We start from the raw sequence: 15,424 nt of genomic DNA, 5'->3' as shown, positions 1-15,424 counted from the left end.
GGTCCGGTCCAGGTCCGGTCCAGGTCCGCTCCAGGTCCGCTCCAGGTCAAGATCCGGCCGTTCGCTGCCCAGGAACCGCCCGGCTCTTCCACCGCGAGCGGATCGGCTGAGAGCTGAACAGGCTCGAAGACTGTCGGGGGCTTACGGCAAGCTGTTGCCGTGACTTCGCAGACCCCTCAGACCAGCGCCCCGGTGGCGCCCAAGCGCCCCACTGTCCTCAGCAAGCACGGCGACGATCGCACCGACGACTGGTACTGGCTGCGGGAGAAGACCGACCCTGAGGTCATCGCGCTGCTCGAGGCGGAGAACGAGTACCTGGCCGCCCAGCTGGAGGGCACCGGCCAGCTCCAGAGCGACCTGTTCGAGGAGTTCCGCTCCCGCATCCAGGAGACCGACCTGTCGGTGCCGGTCCGCAAGCACGGCTGGTGGTACTACAGCCGCACCGAGGAAGGCCGCCAGTACGGCATCAGCTGCCGCAAGGCTGATGTCGACGGTGAGCCGGGCCCCGACGAGATCGTGCTGCTCGACCAGAACGAGGTTGCCGGCGACGCCGAGTTCTTCGCGCTCGGCGCCTTCACCGTCGCGCCGACGGGCAACCGGCTGGCCTACTCCACCGACCTGACCGGCAGCGAGACCTTCACCCTGCGGGTGCGCGACCTCGGCACGCTGACCGACCTCGACGACGTGATCGAGGGCGTCTACTACGGCGCCACGTTCAGCCGCGACGGCAGCGTGCTCTTCTACACCCGTCAGGACGAGGCCAAGCGCCCCTACCAGGTGTGGCGGCACGTCATCGGCTCGCCCGCCGCCGACGACGTACTGGTGTTCCAGGAGGACGACGAGCGTTTCTTCGTCGGCGTCGGCGGCTCCAAGTCCGAGGAGTATCTGGTCATCTCACTGGGCAGCTCGCTCACCAGCGAGAGCTGGGTGCTGCGGGCCGACGACCCGACCGGCGAGTTCACCGTGTTCGAGCCCCGCCGGCAGGGGGTGGAGTACCACCTGTCGCACTACAAGGACGCCGAGCGCGACGAGTTCTACGTCGTCACCAACGAAGACTCCCCCAACTTCAAGCTCATGGTCACCCCGGCCGCCACAACCGGCCGGGAGCACTGGAGCGAGGTCATCGGCCACCGCCCCGACGTGAAGCTCGACGGCGCCGAGACCATGGCCGGGCACCTGATCCTCTCCGAACGTGCCGAGGGCACGGCCCGCATCGCGCTGTACGACCTGGCCACCGGCACGCACTCGGTGATGGACCAGCCGGAGACCGTCTACGCGGCCGGGGCCGGCGGTAACGCCGAGTTCGACACCCACGTGGTGCGCTACACCTACACCTCGCTGGTGACACCGCGCTCGGTGTACGAGTACGACCTGCTCACCGGCGAGCGCACCCTGCTCAAGCAGCAGCCGGTGCTGGGTGACTACGACTCCTCGCAGTACACCAGTGAGCGGGTCTGGGCCAAGGCTCCCGACGGTGTCGAGGTCCCGATCTCCCTGGTCTACCGTTCCGACCGCGCGAAAGACGGCGGCCCGGCCCTGATCTACGGCTACGGCGCCTACGAGATCTCGACCGACCCGTACTTCTCCTCGTTCCGTCTCAGCCTGCTCGACCGCGGCTTCGTGTTCGCCATCGCGCACGTGCGCGGCGGCGGTGACCTGGGCCGGCTCTGGTACGAAGACGGCAAGTTCGAGAAGAAGCCCAACACCTTCAGCGACTTCGTCGCCGCGGCCGACCACCTGGTGCAGGCCGGCTACACCTCACCGTCGCAGCTCATCGCGCGCGGCGGCAGCGCGGGCGGCCTGCTGATGGGCGCCGTCACCAACCTGCGCCCCGACCTGTTCGCCGGGATCATCGCCGAGGTGCCCTTCGTCGATGTGCTCACCACCATGCTCGACCCGTCGCTGCCGCTGACGGTGCACGAGTACGAGGAGTGGGGCAGCCCCGAAGAGCCCAAGTTCTACGACGTTCTCAAGAGCTACTCGCCCTACGACAACGTGGTGGACGCGGCCTACCCGGCCGTCCTGGTGACCGCGGGCCTGAACGACCCGCGGGTGAGTTACTGGGAGCCGGCCAAATGGGTGCAGAAGCTGCGTGAGCACAACACCGGCCCGAACGAGATCGTGCTGAAGACCGAGATGGGCGCAGGTCATGGCGGTCCGTCGGGGCGTTACGACTCCTGGAAGGACGAGGCCCTGGTCTACGCCTGGATCCTGGAGCGCGCCCTCAAGAAGAACTGACGCCACACGGTTCCCACAACCGGCCCCCGTGATGCCGCCTCCCACCGGCCCCGACCTGCCGTCCGCTGAAATGTGCTGTCCGATCAGCACACACCGGGGTCAGCACGCACAGGGGCCGGGATGCCGCGTACCGGGGAGATCAGCAGCAGGGTATTCCGGAAGTGTTGCGGGCCCTCGCCGCCGCTGCCGGCCGTTCCCGCGAACGCGCCGGCAGCGGGCTGGCCCTGGCCGAGCGCCAGGTCGCGCGGTGCCGGATCTCCGGCTGGCACGGCGTCATCCGACCATGAGCCGCTCCTGGATCGTGACGTCACCGGAACCGGGGAGTTTCCAGGTCACCCTGGAGCAGTTCCGTTCCGCCATTTCTTACTGGGGCCCGGACGCGACGCTCTCCGTGCCACCGGACGATCACGGTACCGATGCCTACCTCGACGTGAATCGGCCTGGGCAGCCAGGCTTTCTCGTCATCCACTACCGCAGGGACGACATGCTCTCGACCGACGGGACCCAGGAGCAGGCCGCCGAGTTCGCGGTCTGGGCGATGCAGGCCTTCTCCGCAACGGGTGAGCTCTGGCTCGTCGACCAGGGTTACAGCGGCCACGTCGTCCTCACCCCCGACATGACCCCCGCCGATGTCATGAACGGCTGGCAGGAGCACTGAAGGCTGGGGTGGCCTGGTGCCGCAACCGCCACCCCACGATCACCGCCGCCCCGACCGGGATCTCCAGCAGGAACGTGAAGAAGCGGTACAGCAGGGCCCCCGCGAGCGCACTCGTGGGGGCGACGGCGGCAGCGGTCAGGCAGCTGAAGATGGTCAGCTCGGCCGCACCCGCCCCGCCGGGGGTGAGGGGCACGGTGGTGATCATGCGCTCGATGCCGACGACGGCCAGGATGAGCAGGAAGGGCTGGTGCACGCCGAGCCCGAGCAGGCACGTGTCGAGCAGCACCCCGAGCAGCACCATGTAGCCGAGACCGCTGAGCACCAACTGGATTCCTGAGCGCCGCAACGCTTTTCCCATGTCCTCGCGCAACGCGGCCACCACCGCACCGGCGCGTTCCCCGACCCGGCGGGACACGCGTCCGCGGGCCAGGATCCCACAGAGCACCAACAGCACCACGCCGGCCCCGGCACTGATCATCACCGGTGCCGAGGCGATCTCGGCACCGGGGCCGTAGAGCAGGAATCCGGTCAGGGACACGGTGCCGAAGCCCACCCGCAGCAGCACCGTGCTGACCTGGTTGAGGGTGAAGTAGCTGGTCATGGCCCGGGCGTCGAACCCCCACGAGCGGATCATCGCGGCGCTGACCCCGTAGCTGAGCGCCCCGCCGAGCGGCAGGCTGTTGGCCACGGCACTCCCCGCGAAGCACAGGCTCAGGGCGCGGCCCACGCTGAGACCGGGAAGGCAGGCGGAGACCTGGCCGGCCCGGGCGCAGTGCCCGGCCCACCAGAGAAGGAGGAGTACCGGGAGCCACAGCAGTTCCAGGCCGAGCACGGTCTGCCCGACCTGCGACCACCCGGCACCCATCGCCGCGACCGTGCGCACGACGAGCCAGAGCACGGCCGGGATCGACAGCAGCAACAACCCGTTGCGCACCACCCGCCGGTGCGCAACGACGAACTCCCGTGGCTTCATGGCGGAATCATGGGGAGGGGGGACTGAACGCAGCGCCACCGGAACGGGCGGCAGCGAGCGAACAACAGGCGAACGACTACGAGGGGCTCAGGGGAGTCCCTTCAACAGCAACCCCACCTCGTCGTCGGTCAGGGCATGGTCGACGACCTCCGGCGGGATGGACAGCAGCACCTGCCCCAGCGGGCCCGACGAGAGCACCACCCCGTCGAACCGGGTCACCGCGCGGGGCGGCCGGGAGGTCGCCCAGGCGTGCAGCCAGGGCCGGGGCACCACGCCGTGGAGGATCTCCGCGTACCAGAACTCGACCGAATCCGGTTCCTTCACCCGGGCCCGCACGTGTGAGGCCTCGCCGTGCGTGGTCATCACCGCCAGGTCGATTTCTTCCGGACCGCTGTCCAGTCCCATGTCCATCGTCCCCTCCCCGTTGCGGCGGACCCCGTGCCGGTTCCCACGTCCCACTGTCAGCGCCTGCCGACCTCCATCACTACATGACATTTTGGCGCGGCCATTTTGTCCAGGCCCTGGCGACATGTGTGGGGTGTCCCATAACCTGCCATGATGACCGAAAGGCGCAGCGCGAGTACCGTGCGTAGATCACTCGGGCGGCAACTGCGCCAGCTCCGCGAAAGCGCGGGTAAGTCCCTGGCCGACTCCCAGGCCGCACACCTCGGCAGCGTACGGAACCTGCAGCGTATCGAGGCGGGACAGGCCCGGCCGAAGCACACCTTCGTCCGCAGTGCCTGCCAGGTCTACGGGGCCGATCAGGCCACCACCGACCGGCTGCTGGCGATGACCGACCAGGCCGACACCGACACCTGGTGGGAGGCGTACGGAACGGTGCAGCACTGGTTCACCCTGCTGCTCGATCTGGAGGGCGTCGCCGACCGCATCTACCTGTACAGCGGCTCCCTGGTACCCGGCCTGCTGCAGACACCGGCCTATGCGAAGGCCTGGTTCCAGATGAACCCCGGCTACGTCACGGACAAGGCCTACGCCGAGCGCGAGGTGGCGGTGCGGGCCCGGCGGCAGGACGTGGTGTTCGACCGCGACGTGGCGGTCACCGCGATCATCGACGAGTCGGCGCTGCAGCGGGTCGTGGGCAGCAAGGAGGTCATGGCCGAGCAGGTCGCGCACCTGCGTGAACTCGCCTCGCGGACCGGGACGCAGGTGTACGTGCTGCCGCTGGAGGCCGGCGCGCACGCCGGTGGCAAGGGCGAGTTCATCGTGCTGGAGTTCGACAGCGACGAGGAACCGGACGTCGCGTACGTCGAGACCTACCTGTCCGGCCAGTATTCCAGCAAGCCCAAAGTTATGGAGGAGCTGAGGTGGAGGTATGCCTCGCTCAAGGCAATGTCGGTCCCTCTCGAGGAGTATCTAGGACCATGAATCAGCGTGAGCAGTGGGTGAAGGCCTCCGCGTCCGCAGACTCCGGCAACTGCGTGGAGATGCTGGCCGGCGACGGGCAGGTCCGGGTACGGGACTCCAAGCAGGGCGAGCGGGGGGCCGTTCTGTGCCTGGCTCCCGGCGGCTTCGCGGCCTGGGTCGAGGGCGCGAAGGCGGGCCAGTTCGACCAGTTGATCTAAAGGCAACCCATGGTGGACGTCGTTGGCCCCCCAGGGGGCCCGTCGGCGTCCACCATGGGTCGCCTTCTACGGGCTGGGCCGACGGGGGGTGCAGGCGTTCTCCAGCTCGTCACCGGTGCCGTCGAAATGCTCCCGGCACCAGGCGCGAACTTCCTTCTTCGACCCGAAGCCGTTGTCGGAGAACACGACCCACATGGTCTGACCCTGATAAGTCTGCCGCTCACCGTAGTCGGTACTGCGGAGCACGATGATCCGGCCCAGGTCCGGGCGGGCGGACAGTTCCTGCACCTGCGCCAGGATGTCGGCCGCCTCGAAGACGTGCGAGCCGTCTGCCGTGGTCTGGTACGCGTCCCGTACGCCCGGGGCCTTCGACGACAGCTGGGCCAGCCAGGTGCCGTACACCTCGCCGGCGCCGTTCAGCCCTTCGTCGGCGAGCGCGTCGAGGTCCAGCCTGGCCTGCTCGTCGGCGGAGAGTGCCGGCGTGGTCGGTGTAGTCGGGGTGGCGGTGTACGTGGCGGGGTCGTCGGTGGTCCAGAAGTCGTCGGTCCCGTACGACGGCGTCGCCGGTTCGTCGATGTCCTGTGCCGCAGCCGGTTCCGCCGGTGACTCACTGTTCTCACGCCGCCCCAGGGCCAGGCCGATCGACAGCACCAGCACGAGCAGCACCAGCCCCGCCCCCACGGCCTGGAACTGGCGCTGCGCGTACCAGGGTCGGTTCCGGGACAACGGGGGGACGTCGATCTCGGCGGTGGTTCCCGGCCCCACCGTAGGAGGGGGAGGCGTGAACGAACCCGTGACGGCCTGCCCACCCGCCAGTTCCTCACCGCACAGACGGCAGAGCCGGTCTCCGTCGCGCGGCGCGGTGCCACACACGGGGCAGGGCGCAACCGGTGGCACTGCCATCAGAAAACGCCCGTGGAAACCAGATTCACCAGTCGCTTCACGAACTCTCCGATGCCGGTGAGCTGTTCGGTCATGGTCGCGGCCCCGGTCAGGATCGTCAGCACGGTGCGGCGCTTCGGCGCGGGGGCGGCCAGGGCCTGTTCCACGGTGCCGATCTGCAGCTGCGCAGCCTCGGTGTCCTGGTCGTCGAGGGCCTCGAGCCGACCTCGCAGGTCGGCCAGATGTCCCTGTAGGAGACGGATCTCGTCGGCCGCCAGGACCTCGGGCAACTCCTGCCCGGATTCCGTGACGTTCGCCGTCGCGCGGCTGTGCGCCCCGACCGCCATGGCCCCCTGCGTGGTGAACGTACCGCCACTGATGGTGACCCGCTCGTCCGATGTCATGATGCTCCTCCCCCTCGGTTCGGCGCCGTGGTCTCGGCCACCGAGTTCGCCCCCACCGCCAGGGACGACGCGTTGAACGTGCCGCCGCTGATCTGCGTGGAGTTGTTGATGATCGTGGTGGTGCGCTCGATGAACTCCTCGTTGGAGTAACCGAACTCCTCGAGCACCTCGGCCACCGCGTCCCGCACGCGGCGCTCGACCAGATAGATGTAGCGCTGCCCGTCGAGCCTCTGGAAGAACTGTTCCGAGGTGTTCTCGGCCCCGAGCTCCCGCACGCTGGTGCGCACGCCGTAGTCGAAGGCCAGCCGGTTGCCGATCTCCTGGATCTCGCCCCGGTAGGTCAGCTGCTCCCGCACCCGGTCGCGGGTGGAGCGGACGAAATCCAGCGGCGAGCGCAGCAGCTTCATCGGCAGGCCGCCCAGGGCGCTGCGGGCCAGCTGCAGGTACACCGCCGGTTCGAGCTGCTGGTAGCTGTCGGCGCTGTGGTAGAGCTCGCGGATGGAGGGCAGCTGGGCGCCCACGAACTCCATGTAGAGCGTTTCGCCCCGGACACTGAAGTAGAGGAAGACCGTGACTTCGAGTTCACCCTCCCAGGCCCCGATCCGGATGGTCAGGTACTCGGTGGCGCGATTGCGGTCGTACTGCTCGAAGCTGTCCAGCTCGGCCCGGCTCAGATGGTGCCGGGGCAACCTCTGGGCCACGTCGAGCAATCCGTCCTGGCGGCGCAGCAGGCCGGGCACGAACAGCCGGGGCTGCATGGACAGACCCACGATGCGGCGCCCGGCCGGGGTGTTCGGGTCGGCCAGCGACAGCATGGCCAGGCGCATCCGGCGGTACAGGGTCTGCGGGGAGAGCTCGCCGGGCGAAGGCGCGGGGGTGTCGGCCGGCTCGTCTCCCGACGGCCCGCCCTCGGAACGCGGTCGCAGGGGGATGGCCAGGTGCCACGGCTGCTCCAGGAAGCCCGACCCGACGAACGGCCGGTCGGCCACCGAACGCGAGTAGTAGGTGACATTGCCCTTCTGCGCGTCGGCCAGGAAGGCGACACGGCCGGCGTGACGCTCGGGCTCGCGCGGCGCGAGCTGCGGCACGAAGCGGCCCGGCGACAGCTCGGTCAGGATCGTGTGGTGGTTGACCAGCAGCTCGACCAGACGCACCGCCCAGGCCAGCCCCCACAGCACGAGAAACACGAATACCGAGGCCTTGAGCGCGCCCTCGGTTCCGGTGCCCTGGCCGGACCCGAGCACACCGTCGGTCGAATTGGCCAGCTGGGCGTCGCCGTTGAGGAAAACCAGGGTCAGGAAGTTCAACAGCATCGCAACGAACGCGTGCATGAACCCCCGGAGAATGCGCCCCGCGGCGAAGGCCTTCCAGGCCCGCACGATCTGGCTCAGCGACTGCGCCAGCAACAGCCCGGCAATGACCGCCGTGCTGTCGATGAACAGCATCACCAGCAGGACGACGACGAAGGCCAGGTTGCGCAGGAACTCCCGCCGTTGCGCCTGAATGGCATGCCGCAGAACGGGAACGATGTCGATGCCGTACGACGGCGCGACCGCCCGGTGCCCGGCCTCGAGCACCTCGTGCAGCACCTGACGGCGGAAGTCGCGGTCCAGGTAGACGCCTACGCAGAGATATCGCGTGGCCTCGCTACTGGCCCAGTCCGGGTCATTGTCAGGTGATTTCCCCCGGTCTTGAATAACCGGCACCGACGACGAGATCGCCATATCGATTCCCTCCCCCAAGGACGGAAACTTGATATCTCAAATTCCTTGACCAGAAGTTATCAGGCGACTCCGGCAGGCACGACACGATTAATGAAGTGAGGACCGAATTGAAACGAACGGGCCGCTCCGGCGGAAACTACACCGGGCACCCGGCCCCGGCGCCCCGGTGGGTCGGTCTACTCTGGCGGGCGTGGAGATCAGGCAGTCGCGGAAGCTGAATCATGTCGCCTACGACGTCCGTGGGCCGGTGCTCGACGAGGCCATGAGGCTGGAGGCCGAGGGCCACCAGATCCTGCGGCTGAACATCGGCAACCCGGCACCCTTCGGATTCGACGCGCCGCAAGACATCCTGCGCGACATGATCCAGCAACTGCCGGCGGCCCACGGCTACAGCGACGCCAAGGGCATCGTCCCGGCCCGGCGCGCGGTCGTGCAGTATCACCGGGCCAAGGGCGTCGAGGACATCGACATCGACGACGTCTGGCTCGGCAACGGCGTCTCCGAACTGATCAGCATGTCGTTGCAGGCCCTGCTGAACGACGGCGACGAGCTGCTCGTGCCGAGCCCCGACTACCCGCTGTGGACCGCCACCACCACGCTGGCCGGCGGCCAGGCCGTGCATTACCGCTGCGACGAGGCCTCGGGCTGGATGCCCGACCTGGCCGACATCGAGGCGAAGATCACCGACCGCACCGTCGGCATGGTCATCATCAACCCGAACAACCCGACCGGCGCCGTCTACCCGCGCGAGGTGCTCGAGGGCTTGGTCGAGATCGCCCGCCGGCGTGGGCTGATGCTGCTCAGCGACGAGATCTACGACCAGATCCTGTACGACGACGCGCAGCACGTGGCCACCGCCTCACTGGCTCCCGACGTGTTCTGCCTGACCTTCAACGGCCTCTCGAAGGCCTACCGGGTGGCGGGCTTCCGGGCCGGCTGGATGGTGGTGTCCGGCCCCCGGCACCAGGCGAAGGACTACCTCGAGGGCCTGCAGATCATGGCCAACCTGCGGCTGTGCGCCAACGTGCCCTCGCAGCACATCATCGCCACGGCGCTGGGCAACCGGCTGGAGGCGGGCCACGGCAGCATCAACGACCTGCTGCTGCCCGGCGGCCGCCTGCGTGAGCAGCGCGACGTCACCTACGAGATGCTCCAGCAGATCGACGGGGTCAGCTGCGTGAAACCGCAGGGCGCCCTGTACTGCTTCCCTCGCCTCGACCCGAAGGTCTTCCCGATCGAGAACGACGAGGCCTTCGTGCTCGACCTGCTGCGCGAGCAGAAGGTCATGGTCGTGCACGGCCGGGGCTTCAACTGGTCGGCGCCCGATCACTTCCGCATCGTCACGCTGCCCTCCGCCGACGTGCTGAAAGACGCGATCGGCCGGATCGCCGAGTTCCTGGACACCCGCCGGGCCTGAAACCCTGCTCAGCCCCGCAACCGGGCGAGGAAGTCGTCGAGCTGGGCCAGCATCCGTTCCGGCGTGCTGCGTGCCGGGGCCAGCACCGCCTCGATCTGCTGCCCCATGAGCAGGGAGAGCAGCCCGTCGACGGTGGCCGGGCTGACGGCGCCGGGCGCGACGTCACCGTCGCGCTCGGCCTCGGCCAGACGCTCGGCCATCTCCACCCGCCACCGGCCGGTGATGCCGGCGTAGAGCTCGGCCTTGTCCGGTGAGTTCAGGGCCTGCTGCCAGAAGTTGATCGCCAGCCGGGCCTCGGCCCGACGCTCGGCGTCCAGCGGCATGATCTCCCGGCAGAGCGTGCGCAGGCCGTCCTGCCCGTGCCGGCGCGGATCGGCGGCGTCGGCCCGCCGGTTGGTCGCGGCCACGATGTGCTCGAAGGCCGCGGTCAGCGCGGCTTCCTTGCTAGGGAAGTAGTAGCGCAGGGCCCCGTTGGACGTGCCGGACACCTCGGCGATGCGCCGCGTGGTCACCGCCTGGATGCCCTCGTCGGCGACCAACCGCCACACCGTCTCGACGATCTCCCGCCGCCGTTCGTCGTGATCAACGATCTTCGGCACCTCGCCGGCCTCCCTGGTACGCGCGTCCCCACAGCCTAGTAGGGGACAGAACGGGACCTCTGGCCCGTCCCCTCCCGGCCACCAGTCCCGGGTTTACCTCGATGTAACGAGCCGACATCTTATTTTGTACATCTGTTGATTTACCTTGATGTCGCAGCCGCCGAGGCCGTCGGGTCGCCACCGCCACCTCGCACTCCTGCGCCTCCTCCGTGCCCCTTGTGCGCTCCCGTCCGGGCCGGAGCCCGCTCCCGAAGGAAAACTGCTGTGATTCAGACAACTTCACCTCATGACCGGCATCCACTGAGCCCGGTGACCGAGACCGAGATCGACGCCGTGCGCGCCCTGGCCGACACGGCCGGACTGCTCACCGACAGCACCCGCTTCGTCTACATCGGCCTCGAAGAACCGGACAAGGCCGACGTTCTCGCCTGGACCCCCGGCACCCCGTCCGCGCGCCGGTTCCGGGCCCTGCTGCTCGACCTGAACAGCCAGGTATCCCGTGACGTCGTGATCGACATTAGCTGCGGCACAGTGGTTTCCGACACCGTATTGGACGTCGCCGCCACCGGTCAGCTGCCGGTGCTGGACGAGGAGTTCGAGCTCGTCGAGCAGTTGCTGACCCAGGACGAACGCTGGCTGGCAGCCGTCGCGGTCCGCGGACTGGACATCGAAAAAGTCCGCGTGGCACCGCTGTCGGCCGGGGTCTACGCCGACGAGTACCCCCAGGAGTCGGGCCGCCGGGTGCTGCGCGGGCTCGCGTTCTACCAGGAACACCCGGCCGACTCGGCCTGGGCCCACCCGATCGACAACCTGGTGGCCTACGTCGACACCGTGAACCGCGTGGTCGACCAGGTCATCGACTACGGAATCGTGCCGGTACCGGCCGAGTCCGGCAACTTCGACGACCCCGCGGTCAGCGGTCCGCCGCGCATCACCCAGAAGCCGCTGCTGATCACGCAACCTCAGGGGTCCAGCCTCAGCGTCGACGAGGACAACCTGCTGACGTGGGAGAAATGGTCACTACGAGTAGGTTTCGACGCCCGTGAGGGACTCGTCCTGCACCAGATCGGTTTCGACGAGGGCGAGGGGGTGCGACCGGTCATCCACCGCGCCTCTATCGCCGAGATGGTCGTGCCCTATGCCGACCCGGCGCCGGTACGTTCCTGGCAGAACTACTTCGACACCGGCGAGTACCTGGTCGGGCGGTACGCGAACGCCCTCGAGCTGGGCTGCGACTGCCTGGGTGAGATCACCTACCTGGACGCGGTCATCGCTGACGAGAAGGGCCGGGCCAAGCGCCTTCCCAACGCCGTCTGCATTCACGAGGAAGACTTCGGCATTCTCTGGAAGCACTCCGACCTGTGGTCCGGCTCGCACCACACCCGCCGCCAGCGCCGTCTGGTGGTCAGCTTCTTCACCACGATCGGTAACTACGACTACGGTTTCTACTGGTACCTCTGCCTCGACGGCACCATCGAGTTCGAGGCCAAGGCCACGGGTGTCGTGTTCACCAGCGCCCACCCGGGCGGCGACTACCCCTATGCCACCGAGATCGCGCCCGGCCTCGGCGCGCCGTTCCACCAGCACCTGTTCAGCGCCCGCCTCGACATGGCGGTCGACGGCGTGAACAACCGGATCGAGGAGATCGACGTGGTCCGCGTGCCGATGGGACCGGACAACCCGCGCGGCAACGCCTTCCGCACGCAGTCCAGTGTGCTCGCGAGCGAGGCCGCAGCGCGCCGCGACGCCGACCCGGCGAAGAACCGGGTGTGGCACATCAGCAACCCGGACCAGCTCAACCGACTGGGCCGGCCCGTCGCCTACGCCCTGATCCCCGAGGGCCTGCCCACCCTGCTGGCCGACCCGGAATCCTCCGTGGCCCACCGCGCCGCCTTCGCCACCAACCACCTCTGGGTGACGCAGTACGACCGGTCACAGCGTTACCCGGCGGGCGATTTCGTCAATCAGCACCCCGGGGACGCGGGCCTTCCCGCCTACGTGGCGGGCGACCGCGACCTGGACGGCCAGGACCTGGTGCTCTGGCACACCTTCGGCCTGACCCACACCCCGCGGCCGGAGGACTGGCCGATCATGCCCGTCGACTACACCGGATTCACCCTCAAGCCGGTGGGCTTCTTCGGGCGCAACCCGACTCTCGATGTGCCCGCGTCCACGAGCGCGCACTGTGCCACCTCGTCCTCAAGCACCGGAGGTTCGTGCCATGACTGAGACCGCCGCCCGCAACCACACCGAGAACCGCTTGCAGGGCACGCTGGGGCCGGGTGCCATCGTCTTCATGGTGGTGGCCGCCGCGGCGCCCCTCACCGTCGTCGCGGGCAGCGTGCCGCTGGGGATGAGCCTCGGCAACGGCGCCGGCTACCCGGCGATGTACGTGGTCGCGGCCGTGATCCTCATGCTCTTCGCCGTCGGGTTCGTCGCGATGACGCGGCACGTGCCCAGCGCCGGGGCCTTCTACAGCTACGTCGAGCAAGGGTTGGGACGAGGGCCCGGTCTCGGGGCGGCCTTCCTGGCCCTGATCACGTACACGGCGGTACAGGGCGCGGTCTACGGCTACCTGGGCTTCGCGCTGAACGAGCTGCTGGTCACCTACGGGGCGCCGTCGCTGCCCTGGTGGCTCTGGTCGCTCGTGGCGATCGCCGTCACCGGCCTGCTCGGTTACCGTCACATCGATCTCTCCGGCAAGGTGCTCGGGGTGTTGCTCGTGGCCGAGATCGCCATCGTGCTGCTGCTCGACGCGTCGGTGGTCGTGCGCGGCGGCAGTGACGCGGAAGGGCTGTCCACCGGCGTGTTCCACCTCGACACGATCACCTCGGGCGCCCCGGGCATCGGCCTGATGATGGCCATCGCGGGCTTCATCGGGTTCGAGGCGACCGCCGTGTTCCGGGACGAGGCCCGCGATCCCGACCGCACCGTCCCCCGGGCCACCTACGCCGCGCTGGCCCTGATCGGGATCTTCTACTCGGTGTCGGCGTGGGCCGTCATCAGCGGCTGGGGCGACACCGCGGCCGTGGCCGAGGCGACCTCCGACCCGGGGACGATGGTGGCCACCACCACCGAGCAGTACCTCGGTCCCGCCGCGGGTCACGTCGTACAGGTGCTGCTCGTCTCCAGTCTGTTCGCCTGCGTGCTCTCGTTCCACAACGTGCTCTCGCGCTACCTCTTCGCGCTGGGCAACGCCGCCGTGCTGCCGTCGGCGCTGGGCCGCAGCCACACCCGGCACCACTCCCCGCACAACGGTTCGTTCGCCCAGACCGCCACCGCCACGGCGCTCCTCGTGGTCTGTGCGGGCGCCGGGCTGGATCCGGTAGCCGAGGTCTTCGCCTGGCTGTCGGGTGCCGCCACGGCGGGCATCCTGCTGCTCATGCTGGTGACCAGCGTGGCCGTGCTGGTCTGGTTCCACCGTTCGCGGGCCGACACCCGCCTCTGGCACACCCGGATCGCGCCGGGCCTGGGCCTGGTCGGGCTCGCGGCCTGCCTGGCGATCACCGTGCAGAACCTGCCGCTGCTCGTGGGCGGATCCCAGACCCTCGCCCTGGGGATCGACGCGGTGCTGGTGTTGTCGCTGGTGGCCGGGCCGGTGCTGGCCGCGGTCCGGCCCGGGGCCGGTGCTCTGCCGGTGGTGCAGGACAGCTGATGGGTGCCCGGACGGTCGCGGCGCTCGGGGCGGCCGGTGCGGCGACGCACCTGGCCGTGCTGCTGCAGCACCCCGGCTGGTCGTCGCACACGGCACTGTTCGGGGTCATGTCCCTGACCTGCCTGGGATGCGCCGCCCACCTGGCCCGTTCGGGATCGGCGCGCAGTCTGATCATGACGGCGGCTATGGCCGCCGCCATGATCGTGCTGCACCTGGGTTACCTGTTCGCCACCGTGGCCCCCTTCGGCGCGACCGCCACGGGGCACCATCAGGTCGTGGTGATCCCGGTTCAGGAAGCGGCCCCGGTTCAGGAAGCGGCCCCGGTTCAGGGACACGAGCACAGCGAGGGAATCGCCGTACTTGTTCCTCTGGTGACGGAACTGGCCGTGCTGGCCCTCACCGGCCCCCTGCTGCGCCGCCGGCGTTCCCTCCCGGCGGCGCGGCAGCGACCAGATGATGACGCCGGACGATGTCGACGGCGCGGGCCGTCTGTTCCGTCGTCGCGACCGGTATGGGCCGGCCCGGCGCTCCTGGTTCCCCGGCCTCGACGAAGAAATCCCCGGCCCCGGACGGGGTGAAGACGAACAGCACCCGGACCGGGGAGTCTCCTGCGCAGGGAGCGCCAGACCACTGTTTCTCATTCTGTCGGTGGCGACGTTTAGTATGGGTTTGTCGCGATGGGGGTCGTGAAATACGTTGCCATCGGGGGGTGTACGGGGTGGGAAGACTCAGTGACGGTCGCCTGACAGGCGAACTACCGATCCAGTTTCTCGACGTGGCCGACTGGTTGCTGGAAGAACTGCAGGCGATCGACGATTCTCCTGCCGGGGGTGGCTCCGGGCACATGACCGATGAGATGCCAGAAGGCGCTCGCCCACCGGGTTATCGGTTCGTGGGGCGAATCCTGGCGCAGGAGCTGATGGTCCGGCGAACGCAGGCTGCGCAGATGCGGACCGTGGCCGAGGCGGTGGCGCTGATCGAGCCGGCCCGACGTAGCGGGCGATCTCACGCGCGGCGTGCAGGTGACCGCACCGCGCGAGCTGCCGCGAGCGATCCCCTGCACGATCCGGCGACCGGCACCGGCGCGCATCGAGACCACGAGGATGACACGGGCCGTCCGGAGCATGGCGAAGATGAGGACGGTACGAAGGTTCGGAGGTCGAAGATCTCTGCTGAGCAGTTGCTCTCGGCCCGGCTTGCTCCGGAGTTGAATCTGCATCCGCTGACGGCGGCGGTGGAGGTCGGTGTCGCGGTCGGGCTGGTACGTGATCTTCCTTTGATCATGGGCTTG

Annotated in this window: 16 protein-coding genes; 10 read left to right on the top strand and 6 right to left on the bottom strand. The window is 68.8% G+C overall.

Annotated features, from left to right (window positions below):
- Window positions 1-159 precede the first annotated feature (159 nt).
- The 3 genes from QSK05_RS25835 (at window position 160) to QSK05_RS25825 (ending at window position 2,896) form a co-directional block, all read left to right on the top strand.
- Window positions 160-2,238, top strand: coding sequence for a S9 family peptidase (locus QSK05_RS25835; RefSeq protein ID WP_285599920.1), 2,079 nt, complete (start codon window positions 160-162; stop codon window positions 2,236-2,238).
- A 161-nt stretch (window positions 2,239-2,399) separates the two neighbouring features.
- Window positions 2,400-2,525 carry a hypothetical protein gene (locus QSK05_RS25830; RefSeq protein WP_285599919.1) on the top strand — a complete coding sequence of 42 codons (126 nt, stop codon included), beginning with the start codon at window positions 2,400-2,402 and terminating at the stop codon, window positions 2,523-2,525.
- On the top strand, window positions 2,522-2,896 hold the full coding sequence (locus QSK05_RS25825; protein ID WP_285599918.1) for a hypothetical protein: 375 nt from the start codon (window positions 2,522-2,524) through the stop codon (window positions 2,894-2,896). Before QSK05_RS25830 ends, QSK05_RS25825 begins: the two co-directional genes overlap by 4 nt.
- Here the strand turns inward: QSK05_RS25825 and QSK05_RS25820 are convergent.
- Together QSK05_RS25820 and QSK05_RS25815 are read right to left on the bottom strand one after the other, a co-directional pair.
- Window positions 2,871-3,869: a lysylphosphatidylglycerol synthase transmembrane domain-containing protein gene (locus QSK05_RS25820; protein WP_285599917.1), complete on the bottom strand. Its 999-nt coding sequence runs from the start codon at window positions 3,867-3,869 to the stop codon at window positions 2,871-2,873. The genes QSK05_RS25825 and QSK05_RS25820 overlap by 26 nt on opposite strands.
- Window positions 3,870-3,956: 87 nt before the next feature.
- Window positions 3,957-4,280, bottom strand: a complete 324-nt coding sequence (locus tag QSK05_RS25815; RefSeq protein WP_285599916.1) for a hypothetical protein — start codon at window positions 4,278-4,280, stop codon at window positions 3,957-3,959.
- Window positions 4,281-4,427: 147 nt separating this feature from the next.
- Between QSK05_RS25815 and QSK05_RS25810 the strand changes: the two genes are divergently transcribed.
- The gene (locus QSK05_RS25810) at window positions 4,428-5,255 is read left to right on the top strand and encodes a helix-turn-helix domain-containing protein (protein WP_285599915.1); all 828 of its coding nucleotides are present in this window, start codon (window positions 4,428-4,430) and stop codon (window positions 5,253-5,255) included.
- Entirely contained in the window at window positions 5,252-5,452 is a 201-nt protein-coding gene (locus QSK05_RS25805) for a DUF397 domain-containing protein (RefSeq protein ID WP_285599914.1), read from the top strand. Before QSK05_RS25810 ends, QSK05_RS25805 begins: the two co-directional genes overlap by 4 nt.
- A 66-nt stretch (window positions 5,453-5,518) precedes the next feature.
- Here QSK05_RS25805 and QSK05_RS25800 read toward each other — a convergent pair whose 3' ends face one another.
- From QSK05_RS25800 to QSK05_RS25790, 3 genes are all read right to left on the bottom strand, one after another.
- A complete protein-coding gene (locus tag QSK05_RS25800; protein WP_285599913.1) occupies window positions 5,519-6,217 on the bottom strand; it encodes a hypothetical protein in 699 nt (232 codons plus the stop codon).
- Window positions 6,218-6,354: 137 nt separating this feature from the next.
- The gene (locus tag QSK05_RS25795) at window positions 6,355-6,738 is read right to left on the bottom strand and encodes a hypothetical protein (RefSeq protein ID WP_285599912.1); all 384 of its coding nucleotides are present in this window, start codon (window positions 6,736-6,738) and stop codon (window positions 6,355-6,357) included.
- The gene (locus tag QSK05_RS25790) at window positions 6,735-8,462 is read right to left on the bottom strand and encodes an AbeC-like domain-containing protein (RefSeq protein ID WP_285599911.1); all 1,728 of its coding nucleotides are present in this window, start codon (window positions 8,460-8,462) and stop codon (window positions 6,735-6,737) included. Before QSK05_RS25790 ends, QSK05_RS25795 begins: the two co-directional genes overlap by 4 nt.
- A 190-nt stretch (window positions 8,463-8,652) precedes the next feature.
- On the opposite strand from QSK05_RS25790, the gene QSK05_RS25785 reads away from it, so the two are divergent.
- Window positions 8,653-9,879: a pyridoxal phosphate-dependent aminotransferase gene (locus tag QSK05_RS25785; protein WP_285599910.1), complete on the top strand. Its 1,227-nt coding sequence runs from the start codon at window positions 8,653-8,655 to the stop codon at window positions 9,877-9,879.
- An 8-nt stretch (window positions 9,880-9,887) separates the two neighbouring features.
- On the opposite strand, the gene QSK05_RS25780 is transcribed toward QSK05_RS25785, so the two are convergent.
- On the bottom strand, window positions 9,888-10,478 hold the full coding sequence (locus QSK05_RS25780; RefSeq protein WP_285599909.1) for a TetR/AcrR family transcriptional regulator: 591 nt from the start codon (window positions 10,476-10,478) through the stop codon (window positions 9,888-9,890).
- Between the two features lie 267 nt (window positions 10,479-10,745).
- Between QSK05_RS25780 and QSK05_RS25775 the strand changes: the two genes are divergently transcribed.
- The 4 genes from QSK05_RS25775 to QSK05_RS25760 form a co-directional block, all read left to right on the top strand.
- Window positions 10,746-12,707, top strand: coding sequence for a primary-amine oxidase (locus QSK05_RS25775; protein WP_352302742.1), 1,962 nt, complete (start codon window positions 10,746-10,748; stop codon window positions 12,705-12,707).
- On the top strand, window positions 12,700-14,133 hold the full coding sequence (locus QSK05_RS25770; RefSeq protein WP_285599907.1) for an APC family permease: 1,434 nt from the start codon (window positions 12,700-12,702) through the stop codon (window positions 14,131-14,133). Before QSK05_RS25775 ends, QSK05_RS25770 begins: the two co-directional genes overlap by 8 nt.
- The gene (locus QSK05_RS25765) at window positions 14,133-14,711 is read left to right on the top strand and encodes a hypothetical protein (protein WP_285599906.1); all 579 of its coding nucleotides are present in this window, start codon (window positions 14,133-14,135) and stop codon (window positions 14,709-14,711) included. Before QSK05_RS25770 ends, QSK05_RS25765 begins: the two co-directional genes overlap by 1 nt.
- Window positions 14,712-14,908: 197 nt before the next feature.
- Window positions 14,909-15,424, top strand: a 516-nt coding sequence (locus QSK05_RS25760) for a hypothetical protein (RefSeq protein WP_285599905.1), incomplete at its 3' end; no start/stop codon positions are given.

It is taken from the genome of Kineosporia sp. NBRC 101731 (assembly GCF_030269305.1).
GTDB lineage: Bacteria > Actinomycetota > Actinomycetes > Actinomycetales > Kineosporiaceae > Kineosporia.
Note: the sequence above shows the minus strand (reverse complement) of the source record. Positions and strands in the feature narration are given on the sequence as shown.